The 14,882-nt window shown below is 64.7% G+C and carries 12 protein-coding genes; 7 read left to right on the forward strand and 5 right to left on the reverse strand.

Annotation, left to right across the window (positions count from 1 at the left end; genetic code table 11):
• Positions 1-54: 54 nt before the first annotated feature.
• From NH448_RS12050 to NH448_RS12075, 6 genes are all read left to right on the forward strand, one after another.
• Complete coding sequence (locus NH448_RS12050) at positions 55-1,101, forward strand: ABC transporter permease (RefSeq protein ID WP_045992062.1); 1,047 nt, start codon at positions 55-57, stop codon at positions 1,099-1,101.
• A complete protein-coding gene (locus tag NH448_RS12055) occupies positions 1,098-2,039 on the forward strand; it encodes an ABC transporter permease (RefSeq protein ID WP_045992061.1) in 942 nt (313 codons plus the stop codon). Before NH448_RS12050 ends, NH448_RS12055 begins: the two co-directional genes overlap by 4 nt.
• Positions 2,040-2,049: 10 nt before the next feature.
• Positions 2,050-3,072, forward strand: a complete 1,023-nt coding sequence (locus NH448_RS12060) for an ABC transporter ATP-binding protein (protein ID WP_045992060.1) — start codon at positions 2,050-2,052, stop codon at positions 3,070-3,072.
• Positions 3,073-3,137: 65 nt separating this feature from the next.
• Complete coding sequence (locus NH448_RS12065) at positions 3,138-4,166, forward strand: oligopeptide/dipeptide ABC transporter ATP-binding protein (RefSeq protein WP_045992090.1); 1,029 nt, start codon at positions 3,138-3,140, stop codon at positions 4,164-4,166.
• Between the two features lie 109 nt (positions 4,167-4,275).
• A complete protein-coding gene (locus NH448_RS12070) occupies positions 4,276-5,205 on the forward strand; it encodes a LysR family transcriptional regulator (protein ID WP_045992059.1) in 930 nt (309 codons plus the stop codon).
• A 27-nt stretch (positions 5,206-5,232) separates the two neighbouring features.
• Entirely contained in the window at positions 5,233-6,279 is a 1,047-nt protein-coding gene (locus NH448_RS12075) for a hydrolase (protein ID WP_239452523.1), read from the forward strand.
• Positions 6,280-6,308: 29 nt separating this feature from the next.
• Here NH448_RS12075 and NH448_RS12080 read toward each other — a convergent pair whose 3' ends face one another.
• The 5 genes from NH448_RS12080 to NH448_RS12100 form a co-directional block, all read right to left on the reverse strand.
• Positions 6,309-6,602 (reverse strand): HigA family addiction module antitoxin, encoded by a 294-nt coding sequence (locus NH448_RS12080; protein ID WP_045992058.1) that lies wholly within the window; start codon positions 6,600-6,602, stop codon positions 6,309-6,311.
• A gap of 99 nt (positions 6,603-6,701) precedes the next feature.
• Positions 6,702-6,980, reverse strand: coding sequence for a type II toxin-antitoxin system RelE/ParE family toxin (locus tag NH448_RS12085; protein ID WP_045992057.1), 279 nt, complete (start codon positions 6,978-6,980; stop codon positions 6,702-6,704).
• Positions 6,981-7,152: 172 nt separating this feature from the next.
• Positions 7,153-11,241 carry a translocation/assembly module TamB domain-containing protein gene (locus NH448_RS12090; protein ID WP_045992056.1) on the reverse strand — a complete coding sequence of 1,363 codons (4,089 nt, stop codon included), beginning with the start codon at positions 11,239-11,241 and terminating at the stop codon, positions 7,153-7,155.
• 34 nt (positions 11,242-11,275) lie between these two features.
• On the reverse strand, positions 11,276-13,156 hold the full coding sequence (locus tag NH448_RS12095; RefSeq protein WP_253028799.1) for an autotransporter assembly complex family protein: 1,881 nt from the start codon (positions 13,154-13,156) through the stop codon (positions 11,276-11,278).
• Between the two features lie 32 nt (positions 13,157-13,188).
• Positions 13,189-14,058, reverse strand: a complete 870-nt coding sequence (locus tag NH448_RS12100) for a hypothetical protein (RefSeq protein ID WP_124804730.1) — start codon at positions 14,056-14,058, stop codon at positions 13,189-13,191.
• 234 nt (positions 14,059-14,292) lie between these two features.
• Here NH448_RS12100 and NH448_RS12105 point away from each other — a divergent pair, with 234 nt between their 5' ends.
• Positions 14,293-14,859, forward strand: coding sequence for a Fe-Mn family superoxide dismutase (locus tag NH448_RS12105; protein WP_083970298.1), 567 nt, complete (start codon positions 14,293-14,295; stop codon positions 14,857-14,859).
• Positions 14,860-14,882 lie beyond the last annotated feature (23 nt).

Below are 14,882 nucleotides of genomic sequence, written 5' to 3' on the forward strand. Positions count from 1 at the left end.
CTCGGCTCCGTGACATGGTCGCGGAGTCGAGCGCCTGTACCCTGGACAATCCCCATGATCGCATTTCTGATCAAGCGCCTCTTTCATGCGCTGCTGGTGATGTTTGTCATCAGCGTGATCGCCTTCGCCATCCAGGACAACCTGGGTGATCCCATCCAGCAGATGGTGGGTCAGTCGGTGCCCGAGAGCGAGCGCGAGGTGCTGCGCGAGGAACTGGGGCTCAACGATCCCTTCCTGGTGCAGTACTTCCGTTTCGCCGTCAACGCCGCCCAGTTCGACTTCGGCTATTCGTACATCTACAACGAGCCGACTACCGAAGTGGTCCTGCGACACCTGCCGGCGACCCTCGAGCTGGTATTCGCCTCGACCCTCCTGATCATCTTCCTGTCGGTGCCGATCGGCGTCTACAGCGCGATCAAGCCCCGCGCCTGGCTGTCCCGTTTCTTCATGGGGGTGTCGATCATCGGCATCTCCATCCCGGTGTTTCTCACCGCTATCGTGTTGATCCAGCTGTTCGCCATCGGCGTGAGCTTCACGCCCTTCCCCGCCGATACCGGCTGGGGCGCCTGGCTCAACGGCCTGCTGTCCACCGAGGGCGGCATGCCGGCCTACGGTCGCGGCGACCCGATCCACGTGTTCGGCACCTGGACCACCAACTTCGCCTCGCTGGAAGGCCTGACCTACCTGGTGCTGCCGGCCATCTCGCTGGCCTCGATCATGCTGCCGCTGTTCATTCGCCTGATCCGCGCCGAGATGCTCGAGGTGATGCAGTCGGAGTACGTCAAGTTCGCCCGGGCCAAGGGCATCTCGATGCGTCGCATCTACTTCCTGCACGCGCTGAAGAACACCATGTTGCCGGTCATCACCGTCGGCGGCGTGCAGATCGGCACCCTGGTGGCCTACACCATCCTCACCGAGACGGTGTTCCAGTGGCCCGGCATGGGCCTGATGTTCCTCGACGCCATCGAGCGCTCGGACATCCCCCTGATCGTGACCTACCTGATGATCGTCGGCCTGATCTTCGTGATCACCAACACCCTGGTCGACTTGATCTATGGCCTGGTCAATCCCACCGTCAAGCTGACAGGTAAGCCCGCATGAGCACCCAGAGCACTGCGACGAGCAGCCGGTGGGAGCGGTTTCGCGACTCCTACCTCTTGTACAGTTTCAAACGCGACCTGATCGCCCAGACCAGTCTTCTGATCTTCGTGGTGATGGTCCTGGCCGCGCTGCTGGCGCCTTGGCTTGCGCCGGCCGATCCCTACGACCTGGCCCAGATCGACATCCTTGCATCCGAGCTGCCGCCGTTCTGGATCGACGGCGCCGACCCCCAGTACCTGATGGGTACCGATTCCCAGGGGCGCGACCTGCTCTCGACCATCCTCTACGGCATGCGGGTGTCGCTGGTCATCGGCTTCGGCGCCGTGGCGCTGCAGGCCACCCTGGGGGTGTGCTTCGGTCTACTGGCGGGCTATCTGGGTGGGCGCGTCGACGCCTTTCTGATGCGCCTGGCAGATATCCAGCTGTCGTTCTCGACGTTGATGGTGGCCATCGTGGTGGGCGCCCTGTTCAAGGCGATCTTCGGCGGCGCCACCTACTCCGACTATGCCATGTGGCTGCTGGTGCTGATCATCGGCCTGGCCGAATGGCCCCAGTACGCCCGTACCGTGCGTGCCTCGGTGCTGGCAGAGCGCTCCAAGGAGTACGTCGACGCCGCCCGGGTGATGGGCCTGCGCAGCCGGCGGATCATGTTCCGTCACATCCTGCCCAACACCCTGTCGCCGATCTTCGTCATCTCCACCGTGCAGGTGGCCAACGCCATCATTTCCGAGGCGGCGCTGTCGTTTCTCGGCCTCGGCATGCCCGAGACCCAGCCGTCGCTGGGCTCGTTGATCAAGTCCGGCTTCGACTACATCCAGTCCGGTTCCTGGTGGATCACCCTGATTCCGGGCCTGGTGCTGGTGGTGCTGGTGCTGGTGATCAACCTGCTCGGCGACTGGCTGCGCGACGTGCTCAATCCACGACTGTACAAGGGCTGAGGTAGACATCATGGCACTACTCGACGTCAATCACCTCGACGTGCGCTTCGCCCTGCGACAGGGCGACGTGAAGGCACTGCGCGATGTGTCGTTCAGCCTGGATCGTGGCGAGCGTCTGGGCATCGTGGGCGAATCCGGCGCCGGCAAGTCGGTCGCCGCCTTCAGCCTGCTGAATCTGATCGCCAAGCCGGGCTATATCGCCGGTGGCAGCATCACCTTCGATGGCCAGGAACTGACCGGACTCGGTGAACGCGCCCTGCGCAAGGTGCGTGGCCACCGCATCTCGATGATCTTCCAGGATCCGATGATGACGCTCAATCCGGTGCTGTCCATCGGTGAGCAGATGGTGGAATGCCTCAAGGCCCACCGCCGAATCTCCAGCAAGGAAGCCCGCGCGATCTCGCTGCGCAAGCTCGAGCAGGTGCAGATCCCGTCGCCGGAAAAACGCCTGGACCAGTATCCCCATGAGCTGTCCGGCGGGATGCGTCAGCGCATCATCATCGCCATCGCGTTGCTGCTCGACCCGGATATCATCATCGCCGACGAGCCCACCACCGCCCTGGATGTGACCATTCAGGCGGAGATCATGGCGCTGTTGCTGGAGCTGTGCGAGAAGCACAACGTCGGCCTGATCCTGATCACCCACGATCTTGGCGTGGTCAGCCAGGTGACCCAGCGCATGCTGGTGATGTACGCCGGACGGGTGATCGAACAGGGCCCGACTCGAGAGATCATCAATGATCCGCAGCATCCCTACACCCAGGGACTGATCAACGCCCTGCCCCAGATGGCGACCCCGGGCGAGCGGCTCAACCAGATACGCGGCAGCATGCCGTCGTTGAGCCAGCTCCCCAGCGGCTGTCCATTTCATCCGCGCTGCGACTTTACCCAGCGCCAAGACGGCAGCGAACGGACACCCTGCAAGACCGAGGTACCGGCCTTCGTGCGCTCCGGCAACTGTGAGGTGGCCTGCCATATGGTCGCCGAGATGCAGGATGCCGAACGCATCGTGGCCAGGGAGGACAACTCATGAGCCAGACCACTCAGGCAGCCGTCAAACCGCCGACCGAGCCGATTCAGCAGGACGGCCCCGCCGACATGAACCCTGCCGCTGGAGGCGACAGCCTGCTCGAGATCCGCGGGCTGGAAAAGCGCTTTTCACTGTCCGGGGATTTCCTCGAGCAGCTCAAGTTCCGGCGTGGGCGTATCGTGCGCGAGCAACAGCACGTGCACGCGATCAACGGGGTCGACCTGGACATCCGCCGCGGGGAGTCGCTGTGCGTGGTGGGCGAGTCCGGCTGCGGCAAGTCGACGGTAGCGCGTACCGTGATGGGCCTGCTGCGGCCCAGCGCCGGCGAGATCCATTACGACGGCGAGCGTATCGATCATCTCGATTCGAAAGCATTGCTGCCTTTCCGTCAGCGCATGCAGATGATCTTCCAGAACCCCTACGCCTCGCTCAATCCGCGCATGACCATCCAGCAGACGCTGGAAGAGCCGATCCGCCTTCACCACCCCGACTGGAAGCCACAGCAGGTCGTCGACAAGGTCCACGAGGTGATGAGCTCGGTAGGCATCGCCCCGGACTGGGGCTCGCGCTACGGCCACGAGTTCTCCGGTGGCCAACGACAGCGTATCGCCATCGCCCGGGCGCTGGCGGTGGATCCGGAGTTCATCGTCGCCGACGAGCCGATTTCGGCGCTGGACGTGTCGATCCAGGCCCAGGTGCTGAACCTGTTGATGGAAGCCCAGCGCGAGCACCATCTGACCTACCTGTTCATCACCCACGACCTGGCGGTGGTGGAGCATTTCGGTACCCGGGTGGCGGTGATGTACCTGGGCCGCGTGTGCGAGGTGGCGCCCACGGCGACGCTGTTCGCCCGCCCGCGTCACCCTTACACCCAGGCGCTGATGTCGGCGATTCCACGCCTGGAGGACGACCGTCCCCAGCACCTGCGCCTGCAGGGCGAGGTGCCGACCCCGGTGAACCTGCCCTCGGGCTGCGTGTTCCACGGGCGCTGCCCCCACGCCAACGAGCGCTGCCGCCGGGAGATCCCCCGTCTGATCGCCACCGACGAGGGCGGTCAGGTCGCCTGTCATGGTGTCGAGGAAGGTCGTCTGTCTTGACCGCTGCCTTGACCTCCCATCGCCTTCACCTGCAACACGCCGACGCCGGGTACGCCCGGCATCGGGTTATCTGGCACAATCGACGTTTCGCAGGACAGGTGACACTTCCATGGAAATACGTTGGCTGGAAGACTTTCTCGCCTTGGCCCGCACGCGTCATTTTTCCCGTGCCGCCGAAGAACAGAACGTGACTCAGCCCACCTTCTCCCGGCGCATCAAGCTGCTCGAAGAGGAGATGGGCACCACCCTGATCAACCGTCAGACCCTGCCGCTGTCGCTGACGCCGGCCGGCGAGGCCTTCCTCGCCATGTGTCACGACGTCACCCGGCGGGTCGACCTGACCCGCCAGCGACTGGCGCAGATGGCCGAGGAACAGGCCGGACAGCTACGCCTGGGGGCACCCCAGAGCCTGCTGGCGCAGTTCCTGCCCCAGTGGCTCAGCGGCTGGCAGTCGCCACCGCCGCTGCAGCCCTACCTGCGTGCCACCGCCTGGCTGGTGGGCGACTATTTTCAGGGACTTGCCTCCGGCGAGATCGATCTTGCCCTGTGCTACTGGCCGACCAGCGGCAATCCGCTGGAACTGGCCAACGAGGACACCGATTATTGCGTCATCGGCCGCGAGCGCTTTATGCCGGTGTGCCTGCCGGATGCCAGCGGCCAGCCTCGCTTTGCGCTGGAAGGCGGCAAGGGGCGCGCCCTGCCGTTGATCGCCTATCATCCCCGGGGCATGATCGATGCCGCCATCCGCTCCCATCTGGACCGACTCGGCGACGCCCCTACCCTGACGGTGCTCAACGAGAGCGTACAGAGCGGCAATATCCGAGAACTGGTCGCGCTGGGCTATGGCCTGGGCTGGTTGCCCGAGCGCAGCCTGGGCGAGGCGCTGGCCTCCGGCGCGCTGGTGGCGGCAGGACCACCGCGCTGGACGGTATCCTTCGATATTCGCCTGTATCGCCACCTCTCGACCCGTCGCGCGGCGGTCGACGCCGCCTGGCAGGAGCTGTGTGCTCACGCCCTCGACGCCGAGGCTCAACCATGACGCCCCGATGCCCCCGGAGACCTTGCCTTGCCCCAGCCTGACGCCCATTCAAGCTTGCCCCAGGCCACCTCGGGCCTTCGCGCGGATGCAGCAACACCGGGCGGCTTTCGTGCCGCCCGCTGGCTGTCCAATCCGCATGTCCAGACGCTGCTGCCACGCGTGCTCCGCCCCGCCGAGGTGGACTGGCGGCAGGAGTTTCTCGCGCTGCCCGACGGTGACGAGGTAGAGCTTAGCTGGGTGCGACCGGAACCCGAGGACCCCCGCGCCCCTGTCTTTGTGCTTTTCCACGGCCTCGAGGGGGGAATCACCTCGCCCTACGCCCACGATCTGCTGGCGGCGGCCAGAGACCAGGGCTATCGGGCCTTGCTGATGCACTTCCGTGGCTGCGGCTCTCGCCCCAACCGTCTTCCGCGCGCCTACCACAGCGGCGATACCGGGGACGCCAGGGTGTTGCTGGAGGTACTTGGCGATCGCTATCCCGAGGCAGCCAAGGTCGCCGGTGGCGTGTCGCTGGGGGGCAATATGCTGCTACGGCTGGTCGCCGAAGAGGACGCGAACTCGTTGGGGCTCGACGCCGCGGTGGTGATCAGCGCGCCGCTGGATCTGGCGGCCTGCGCCCAGCGCCTGGGCGAGGGTTTTTCACGGGTCTACGAACGCCACCTGCTGGCCTCGCTCAAGCGCAAGGTGATACCTCGGCTCGAACGCGGTGAGCTTTCCCTCAAGGTCAGCGTCGAGCAGGTGCGCCGGCTTAAGCGCCTGCGCGACTACGACGACGTCATCACGGCGCCGATGCACGGCTTCCTGGACGCCGATGACTACTATGCCCGCGCCTCCAGCGGCCCGGTGCTCGATCGGGTGGCCGTTCCCACCCTGATGCTGCATGCCCGTGACGATCCTTTCATGCCGGCCGACCTAATCGAGCGCTTCCCGGCTCGCTCGCCGCTGGTGACCCTGGAAGTCGCCGAACGCGGCGGCCATGTCGGATTCATGGAGCCAGGCCCTCGCCGCCCTCGCCCTTGGCTTGGCCGACGGCTGGCGCGCTACCTGCAGGAGCTGTCGCTGACACCAGACTAAGCAGTTATGCAGGACTGCCCATGATGCCACTAGGGTGAATCCGTCTCTGCTTGCAACATCTGAACCGTCGGCTGCGGCTTCTTGCGGGCCTGTGCCAAATCATAGTTTGTCTGCATGGCGAGCCAGGCGTAAGCGGTGCTGACACCTGCGGTTTCCAGGCGCAACGCGAGCTCAGGACTGATTGCCGCTCTTCCATTCAAGACCCGTGACAAGGCGACGCGTGACATCCCTAGTCGCTCGGCCGTTTCCTTTACCGATAGGCCAAGCTCCTCGATGACATCCTCGCGCAACAGCTCTCCGGGATGCGGAGGTTCATTCATCATGTTCTTGACTCCTTATCTTGAAGAAACTGAAGACTTGGCGTTCCCCAAGCGGGGAAGTATCCGAGACGTCGATAGCCACGGGCGCTTTTCGGACAGCGCCTAGTGGTAATCGAGATAATTGACCAACTCCACATTTGCGTCCGCGAAGCGAAACGTCACGCGCCAGTTACCGTTGACACGGATAGACCAGCAGCCTTTAAGCGCCCCCTTGAGCTGATGCAACTTGAACGAGGGCAGGTTGAGATCCTCCGGCCGACAGGCGACATCGAGCAGCGCCAGGATGCGTCGAAGCTTGGACGCGTGGGTGGCCTGGATGCCTCGGGTGGTGCCGGTTCGATAGAATGCCTCAAGTCCCTTGTGCTGAAAGCTGATGATCATCAGGTAACCGTAGCGCGACACGTTACAGGATACAATGATAAGAGACTGGCCAGTGCCACTGTTTCAAACCCAACGTCAGTCTCCCTATCTATCCTGTACACACAAGAGCCCCGGCCATGGCCGGGGCTCTTGTGGTTTACGCAGTGTGTTGCGTGCTGTGCTGCGCGCTTGGTCACTGCAGTTCCGGAGGATCTCCCGGCAGGCTCCAGGTGTAGATCAGGTCCACCGCCTGGGCGGCGCCGGAGACCGCTTCCAGGTAGAGGCTCCGCCACAGCTGGTAGGTCAGGGTCAGCTCGGCGATGGGCGAGAAGATGCCGACGCCGTAGCCCACCTCCAGACGGTCGGTGAGACGGCCGCTGACCACCACCTGACTGCTCTCGCCACTGCCGGAGGTATCCAGCGACAGGTCCTGGATGCCGAAGGCCTCACCCATGGCGCCTACCGCCCCCCCGGTCTTGCCCAGGGTCAGGCCGATCAGCGCCGAGGTCAGGGCGCCGCTGGAGTCGCCGCTGTCATCCGGCGCCCGGCCGCGCAGCACGTAGGACAGCGCCCGAGACTCGTCCATCGACGGCTCGGAGAAGATCTCCAGATCGGGCTGGCTGGCGGTACCGGTGACCTTGAGACCGGCGATCACTCCGTCTTCGGTGCTGGCCGGGTTACGGATGGCTTCGAAGTCCAGCGTCGGCAGACTCGGCGGGCCGGCGAAGATCAGCTTGCCCTGGCGAATCTGCAGATCCTGGCCGTAGGCGCGGAAGCGGCCATCGACCAGGCTGACGTCGCCGAACAACTGCAGCGGCCCGTTGTTCTGGCGCACCTCCAGATCCCCTTCCAGCTCGGTCTGCAGACCGTAGGCGCTCAGGCGCATGTCGGGTCCCAGCAGCAGCCGTACGCGGATGTCGATGGCCATGCCCGCCTCGGCCATGGCCTCGGCGGTGGATTCTCCTACCGGGTCTTCCTGGGCACGCCGTTCGGCCTCCTTGGCCTCCTCGTCCATCTCGCGGGTGATGATGATCTCGTCACCGCTCGGGGTGACCGCGGACGCCGGGACGTCACCGACCTTGAGCCTGGCCCAGGGGATCCGCACCTCGCCACGTACCCGCAGTCGCGAGGGGTTGGCGGTGATGGTCAGGTCCGGGGCCAGCTTCAGCTTGCCGAAGGCCGGCATGGCGGCGAGCAGTGGATCCTGCACCGCGGACAGCGCCATGTTGGCCTCCCAGCTACCGTCAGGCCAGGCGGCGTCACCGGTGATATTCAGGCGCCCTTCCTCGGCGTCCACATGGCCGGAAATCCGCGCGCTGTCGCCGGACAGCGCGATATCCAGCCGTCCGTCGGTGACCGCCAGGGGGATATCACCACCGTGGACCCTGAGCCCGGTCAGACTGATGTCGCCACTGAGGTCGGGTGCCTCGCGGCTGCCGGCGATACGGATGGTGCCGCCAAGACTGCCCTCGAGTTCATCGAGGCCGGCCGCCAATGGCTGATACGGTGCCAGGCGCACGTCGGTAATGGTCAGGGTGCCGTCCAGGCCACCGCGTCCCATGGGATCGTCGATGGCCAGGGCCAGGTCGATATCGCCGCTCTGGGCCAGTGACAGCGCCAGGTCCATGTCGATGCGGGCCTCGCTGGCGTCTGCACTGAGCGACATGCTGGTGGCAGGCACCGACCAAGGCTGGCCATAGGCGTCCTCGCCGGTCACGCTGACCTCGCTGTCGACCTGGACGTCGGCCTGCCAGCGACTGCCGCCGGCCGACCAGCCAGCGACGACACGAGCGCCGGTGTCGCCGTCGATGGCCCAGCCCTCAGGCAAGGCCTCGTTGACCAGGTCCATGGGCAGCTCATTGATCTCGAGAGTCAGCGAGCCGGCGTCCGCCGAGGCGCTCAGCGGCTCGCTGATGCACACGGCGCCGCCCTGGCGACGTGCCAGGCAGAAGGGCTCGGCCTGGACCGACCCCGCGGCCAGGTCGGCCTCGAAGCTCAGCGGATCATCGAGGGCGATATCGCCCTGGGGCAGCGTAACTTCCAGCGGCGACAAGGTGCCCTGATAGCGGTCGCGGGCCTCGTTCATGGCCCCGTCAAGGGCCAGCACCAGACGGTTGAGTGGCCCGTCCTCGCTGCCCTCCACGGTGAGCTCAAGGCGGTGATCCGACAGCCGCCCATCGAGATCCAGGGCGATATCGGAGAATCGCTGGCCACCGGCTTCGACCTGTCTTGCCTCAAGACCAATATCGAGCTCGGGGTCGTCGATTCCGGCCACACGGCCGGACAGCGACAGCTCGCCGACACGATTTTCCTCAAACGCTACCCCGCTGCCATTCAAGGCAAGGTCAAGCTGGGGCGCCTGGAGGCTGCCGCTGGCCGTGATGTCTCCGGATAGCTGGCCGGCAAGCCCCGGATACAGGCTCGCCATATCCGGCAGTGATATCTCGGCGTCGACGTCGAGGTTGGACTCGCTGACCTGGCCGACGGCCTGGATGCGATTGTCGCCCTGGCGGAAATCGAGGCTGTCGATGTCCCATTGCATATTGCTGTTGCCGGCGAGTTGGGCCTCCAGCGACAGCGGTCGGCCATCGAGGGTACCCTCGATATCCAGCGCCGGCACCTCCACCCGCCAACCCTCATCGGTCTGGGTGAATGCCACCTGCAGGGTGCCGTCGATATCCCCCGCGAGCCCTTCGACGAAGGGTTCCGGATTAAGGCCCGTGAGGGTCGCTGCCGCCTCCACCGAGACGCCGTCAGACCAGTCGACACGTCCCTCGGTGCTGAGAGCGCCGGCGCCCTCCGGTGCGACCTCAAGCGGCGCCCAGGCAAACTGTGAAAGATCCCCCTGGCCCTGAAGGGCCAGGGTGGTTGGCGGTACATCCGGTCCCTCGGCGGCCAGGGCCAGTTGCAGCGTATAGCCGGTCAGGGAACCCTCGATGGCGAGATCTAGATCGCGGGCGATCCACGGCTCCACCTCGGCCGTGGCAGCGGTGGCATTGCCAGCTTCAGCATTGTCTGGTGCGCTTGTCTCGGCGTCGCTCACCTCGCCAGTCTCTTCGATGCCTTCAGGTAGGGGGCTGTCCATGCCAGGCAGCGGCCATTGCAGTCTGGGGCTCTGGAAGGTGGCGCTGAAGGGCAACGTGGGGTCGAGGGCGTCGAGTCGGGCGACCAGGTGGGTGTCCACCGGGCCCGAGGTCTTCAGGTCGATTTCCAGGTCGGCCAGACTGCCGGCTGCACTCAGCTCGACCCGCTCGCCGGACAGCGCCGGGAAGATTTCCGGCAGGTACAGATCGGCGGCAAAATTGAGCTCCAGCGGGTAGTCGCCGCTCAACGTGGCGCGGGCCTGGAGCTCGGCGTCGGCATCGGCGGAGGCCACCGCCAGGGGCTCGATGGTAACGGTCTGACCGCGGGCATCGAGACTCAGGTCCAGACGCTCGACGTGGTAGTCGAAGGCACCGTCGACGGTGGTGTCCTCGACCACCAGTTCGGGTACTTCAATGGCCAGTGGCAAGGTGACCTCGGGCAGCACCAGACGCTCACGCTCATCCAGCGGGATGTCATCGGCCTTGGCTGCGGCCCCTTCCATCTCGGCGGCGGCCTCGCTCGGCAACGGCGAGCGCACCGCGATGGCGGCGTCGATGGCCTCGGCGCTGACGATGGGCCCTTCGTGTTCGGCGTCGCTCAGGGCCAGCATGGCGCCGGGCGTCAACGGCAGGGTCAGATGAAGACCCGCCAGGCGCGTAGGTCGAACGCTAAGGGTATCGCCCTCGGCCACCGCCGCGGTGGTGAAGCTGTCCCAGGCCAGTCGAGTGCCGTCGGCTAGTTGCACGGCGACGTCCTCGACCGCCAGTTCACGGATCTCGACGGGAAACGGCAGCGCCAGGGGCCCCGGCTCGGCGCTGGTCGGCTCGGGTTCTACGGGAGGCTCCTCCGCGGCTTCGCTCTCGCCCAGGCGGACGTCGGTACCCGACACCCTCAGGTAATCAAGACACAGCCGGCCATCAAGAACGCAGTCCTCTGCCCAGGACAGCGACAACGCGTCCACCGACAGCCGCAGGCTGCCCATCTGCATGCGAAAGCCATCCAGCGCAAAGGTGTCGAGCAGCGCGCCTTCGACCGCCTCGTACTCGAGAAAGCCCATGCGCTGGCCCTGATCCAGCGCCATTCGGGTGCCCCAGGGACTCAGCACCAGGCCGCCAATCAGCAGCACCAGGCCAACCAGGGTCAACGGCAGCCAGATCAGCAGACGTGTCAGGGCCCACAGGGCGCGTCCTTTTCTCATTGAAGCCTCGTGTCAGGGGCCAGCAGCATCGGGTTCAAAACTCGGGCCCGATGGCGAAGTGCAGCCGGAAATTGTCGTCTTCGTCATCGAAGGGATGGGCGACATCGAAGCGGATCGGGCCGACCGGAGAAATCCAGCGCACGCCCAGACCCGCGCCCTTGTTCAGGTCGCCAGGCCACCACTCGGAGAAGGCGTCACCGACATCGAAGAAGGCCGCGCCCCACCACTTGCCGGTGATCCGGCGCTGGGCCTCGACGCTGGCGGTGAACTCGTGCTGACCGCCTTCCAGGTCGCCGTTCTCGTCTTCCGGCGACAGCGACTCGTAGCTGTAGCCACGCACGCTGGAGTCACCACCGGTAAAGAAGCGAAGCGAAGGGGGGATCTTCTCGAAATCGTCGGTATTGATCGCGCCGACACCCAGTCGGCCGATAAAGCGGTTGTCGTCACCCAACTTGCGGATCCAGGCGGTATCGCCGGTCATGCGGAAGAACTCGGCATCAGAGCCCCAGGCATCGCTGGAGTACTGCAGCTCGAGATTCTGACGATCGCCCCAGGTGGGAAACTGAGGGTTGCGCGTACGGGTACGCGACCAGCTTACCCCGGGATAAAGCAGCAGCACCTGATCGGACTGCTCCCCCTGGGTAAAGTCCTCGTAGGTGGCGCGTAGATAGATCGTCTGCTCCCAGTCATTCTCGAACACCCAGTGCCGACCAAAATCGACAGTACTCTCGAAGCTTTCGGTGTCCTCGATGTCCTGCTGGCGCAGCCCGTACTGCAATCGGTAGCTATCGTTGAGCGGATCCTCCAGCGGGATCTTGTAGGTGCCGCTGAACTGCTGATCCGGTGCCGACAGGTATAGCTGATTGGTCCAGCTATGGCCGTAGCGGTTGACCCAGGGCTGCTCCCAGGAGAACTGCAGGCGCGGCCCCACATCGGTGGCGAAGCCGATACCCGCCTCGAACTGGTGACGATCCGCCGGCGTCACGCTGACGTCGATCGGCATGGTCGGGAATTCCGGTGGATACAGTCCAAGTGCCACCGCCAGAGCGTCGCGGCTGATCCGCGGCCCCTGGTACGGCGTCGGGATCTCCGCGACGTCCACCGAGTACCACCAATTGTCGTTCTCGGGCAGCGCCAGGGAGCCCTTCTGGCGTTCCAGGCGGGGGCGTACCGTCAGCGAGCCGAACCATTCGGTCTCGCTCAACTGGTTGTTGAGTTCGGCGACGTCGCTTGCCAGGTAAGGATCGCCGTAGTCGAAGGGCACCAGATTGCGCAGGCGTTCCTCGACGATGTGATGGCCCTTGAAATTGACCCTGCCGAAGCGATAGCGCGGCCCGCTGTCCATGCCCAGGTACAGCCGGGCGCTGTTGGCCCAGGGGCGAATTTCCATGCGCTCATCGGTGAACTGCCAATCGAAGTAGCCTCGCTCCACGATCAGGCCCTGCAGCCTGCCCTTTAGACTCTCATAGGGGGCGTGTTCGAGGATGTCGCCTTCCTCTTGCGGATAGGCGTCGATCGCCAACTGAAAGGGGGCGTCATCGCGGGCGTCGCCCTCCAGGGTGAAATCGATCACTTCCAGCTTGACCGGCTCCCCCTTGTCGATGGTGAGGAAGACCTCCTGGGGCTCGTCATCGCGGTCGAAACGCATCTCGATCTGCGGTTCATAGTAGCCGTAGACCCGCATCGCCTCCTGGGTCAGTCGAACCACCTCGTTGCGCAGCCGCTCCACACGATACTGGCTGCCGTCGAGCCCTTGCAGGTAGACCTCGACATTGTTGGCCATATCCCCTTCGATACCGACGATCTCGGCATCCATGCCCAGGGCCGGCACCGACACCGAGACCAGGCAAAGGGCGGCCCCTGATCGACGGACGAACGGACCCAGACCCGAACGAGCGGGAACGCGATTTTCCATAATAGACTGGCTTTCCTGACGTGGGTGCTGGATCAACGCAGCGCCTCCAGTTGGGCGCTGAACGCGAGCTGGGACTGACGCAGTTCGCGAAGATCGGCGCCAAGCGACCGGGCGCTGTCATCCAGCGCATCCAGGCGCTGCTCGAGCCTGGCTTCCATTGCGCGACGTTCCTCCGCACCATCTTGGCGCGATTGGCGCAGGCCTTCAACGTCCTCGTCCAGGGAGGCAAGCCGCTGCTCCAGGGTGTCGAACCGCGGCAATAGCTGGCCCAGTCGGGTATCCAGGCGCGTTACCACCTCATCGACCCTGGTGGTCAGCGACCCCAACCGGCCGGCAAAGGACTCGCGGGCATCATCGAAGCGGTCCATGCGAGCCTCCAGGGCACCTCGGGCATTGTCGCCGGCTCGTTCAACGGCACCCAGCGATGTGCGTGTCGCCGCCAGCGTATCGGCGATGGAGGCGATACGCTCTTCGACATCCTGCAGAGTGTCGGCGTTGTTGCTGTGTTGGTCCAGCGTTGTCTGTGCCTGTTCGGAAACAGTGTTTCTTATATTCTCGGCGGTCGACTCGAGTCGCTGGGCCAGGGCATCGTCCCGCTGTTCGAGTTCGGCCACTCGACGCTGGATGTCCGCCACCAGGTCCCCTTCTCCCTGCTCGGCGTCGAACCGCGCATGAATGTTGGACAACTCCCCTCTCAAGCGGGTCAGCTCACCCTCGAGCCGCTGACGTTCCTGCCAGGCCAGCCAGCCAGCGGCCCCCACTGCACAGATAATCAACAGCACCAGTAGCCATAACGGCCAAAGTCTAGGCGCCGGGGGCCGGCGATAGCGAGCGGCGGATACACTCTCTCCTGGATCGGGTACGATAGCGCCCGGACGGCCGACTTCCGGTGGATGCCCCATGAAACTCTCCTTGCGGTTCAGCGTGTGGCACTGTGGCACCGGATGGCATCGCTGGCTCAGGGCCGATCACGTGCCACGGGCCTTGGCGGCCAAAGTTGGCTGATAGTGTAAGGTTTTTTACCATATTTACGCACGGCAGACGGATAACGCGTTAGCGCTATCCCTATCAACGCCTTGCTGTGGGGCACCTGCCATACCTCGCTTCACCATGACGTTCACGACCCCGGAGTCCCCATGATCCTTGAATTGCCCGCGCTGCCCTTCGATAGCCACCAACTGGAACCCTACCTCTCGAAGGCCTGGGTCGAGGATCGCTACCAGGGGGACCATCAACGTCATCTGACAGCGCTCAATCGTTGGGCGAGCGGGTCAGGCACGGCTACGAGGTCCCTCGAGGACGTAATGTCAAAGGCCCATGGTGAGGTGCTCGAACACGCTGTCGAAGCCTGGAACCTTACCCTGTTCTGGCACTGCCTGTTACCGCGCCCGACAGCACCGGAGGGTCGACTGAACGAGGAACTGACACAGACGTTCGGTTCCTTTACAGGATTGAGAGAGGCGATGCACGGGCGGGTCGAGGACGAACTGGAGCAAGGGAGCCGGCAGCCAGGCTGGCTGTGGCTGCTGCACTCCAACCGTGGCATGAGCCTGACGATCAGTGCGCGTGGCCAGCGGCTTGATGCCGCATCGGGCAGGCCGCTGCTGGTCATGGATCTTGGCTGTGGAAAATCTCCGGTGGAGCAACTCTGGCCGCTGATTCACTGGGACCTTGTCGCCCAGAATCTCGGCGACTGTCATTGACCGATGACACCTCGAGCAGCTCA

Source organism: Halomonas sp. OfavH-34-E, from assembly GCF_024124525.1.
Taxonomy (GTDB): domain Bacteria; phylum Pseudomonadota; class Gammaproteobacteria; order Pseudomonadales; family Halomonadaceae; genus Halomonas; species Halomonas litopenaei.

What these genes read in the sequence shown, in the direction of transcription:
- NH448_RS12050 (WP_045992062.1), top strand. Translation starts at nt 55, where the DNA reads ATGATCGCATTTCTGATCAAGCGCCTCTTTCATGCGCTGCTGGTGATG.
- NH448_RS12055 (WP_045992061.1), top strand. Translation starts at nt 1,098, where the DNA reads ATGAGCACCCAGAGCACTGCGACGAGCAGCCGGTGGGAGCGGTTTCGC.
- NH448_RS12060 (WP_045992060.1), top strand. Translation starts at nt 2,050, where the DNA reads ATGGCACTACTCGACGTCAATCACCTCGACGTGCGCTTCGCCCTGCGA.
- NH448_RS12065 (WP_045992090.1), top strand. Translation starts at nt 3,138, where the DNA reads ATGAACCCTGCCGCTGGAGGCGACAGCCTGCTCGAGATCCGCGGGCTG.
- NH448_RS12070 (WP_045992059.1), top strand. Translation starts at nt 4,276, where the DNA reads ATGGAAATACGTTGGCTGGAAGACTTTCTCGCCTTGGCCCGCACGCGT.
- NH448_RS12080 (WP_045992058.1), bottom strand. Translation starts at nt 6,602, where the DNA reads ATGATGAATGAACCTCCGCATCCCGGAGAGCTGTTGCGCGAGGATGTC.
- NH448_RS12085 (WP_045992057.1), bottom strand. Translation starts at nt 6,980, where the DNA reads ATGATCATCAGCTTTCAGCACAAGGGACTTGAGGCATTCTATCGAACC.
- NH448_RS12090 (WP_045992056.1), bottom strand. Translation starts at nt 11,241, where the DNA reads ATGAGAAAAGGACGCGCCCTGTGGGCCCTGACACGTCTGCTGATCTGG.
- NH448_RS12095 (WP_253028799.1), bottom strand. Translation starts at nt 13,156, where the DNA reads ATGGAAAATCGCGTTCCCGCTCGTTCGGGTCTGGGTCCGTTCGTCCGT.
- NH448_RS12100 (WP_124804730.1), bottom strand. Translation starts at nt 14,058, where the DNA reads ATGGGGCATCCACCGGAAGTCGGCCGTCCGGGCGCTATCGTACCCGAT.
- NH448_RS12105 (WP_083970298.1), top strand. Translation starts at nt 14,293, where the DNA reads ATGATCCTTGAATTGCCCGCGCTGCCCTTCGATAGCCACCAACTGGAA.